At 63.7% G+C, this 565-nt stretch carries 1 protein-coding gene; it reads right to left on the bottom strand.

All coding sequences use genetic code 11. The features are described 5' to 3' along the window. A partial coding sequence (locus ACU8YC_RS25870) for an AMP-binding protein (protein WP_446896092.1) occupies positions 1–543 on the bottom strand: 543 nt, incomplete at its 3' end. Between the last annotated feature and the right edge of the window lie 22 nt (positions 544–565).

The following is a 565-nucleotide window of genomic DNA, read 5'->3' as shown; positions in this document are numbered from 1 at the left end:
CTCCATCAGCGCCTGCCACCGGAGCATGCCGTCCACCGGCTTGTCGCACAGGCTGATCACCCCGCGCAGCTCCGGCAGCATATGACTCTGCAGGGCGCCGACAGCGGCGCTTTCCAGCTCCGGCAGCAGCTCGTGGAGCATGGCGTGGTAATCGGAGGTCTTGAAGGCATCGGCGCAGATCAGCCAGCGGCAGCCGGATTGCTTCAAGGCGTACTCGAGTTCGCTGAGGCGGTAGGCGGGATTGATGTTGACCAGCACCACGCCGATCTTCGCCGTGGCGAACTGGGTAATGCACCACTGGGCATTGTTCGGTGACCAGATTCCCACTCGTTCGCCAGCTTGCAGTCCGAGGGCCAGCAGGCCACGCGCGCAACGGTCCACCGCCTCCGCCAGTTCCGCCCAGGTGTAAAGCAGCTGCTGATGGCGCACCACCAGGGCCTCACGCTGGGGGAAGCGCTCCACGGTACGGTCGAACGCCGCGCCGATGGGCATGGGCAACAGTGGTTTGCTCTGCGGTACGCAGGTATAGCTCGGAAGACTCATGACGATTTCCTCAGTCTTATGT

It is taken from the genome of Citrobacter sp. VF227 (assembly GCF_052950715.1).
Note: the sequence above shows the minus strand (reverse complement) of the source record. Positions and strands in the feature narration are given on the sequence as shown.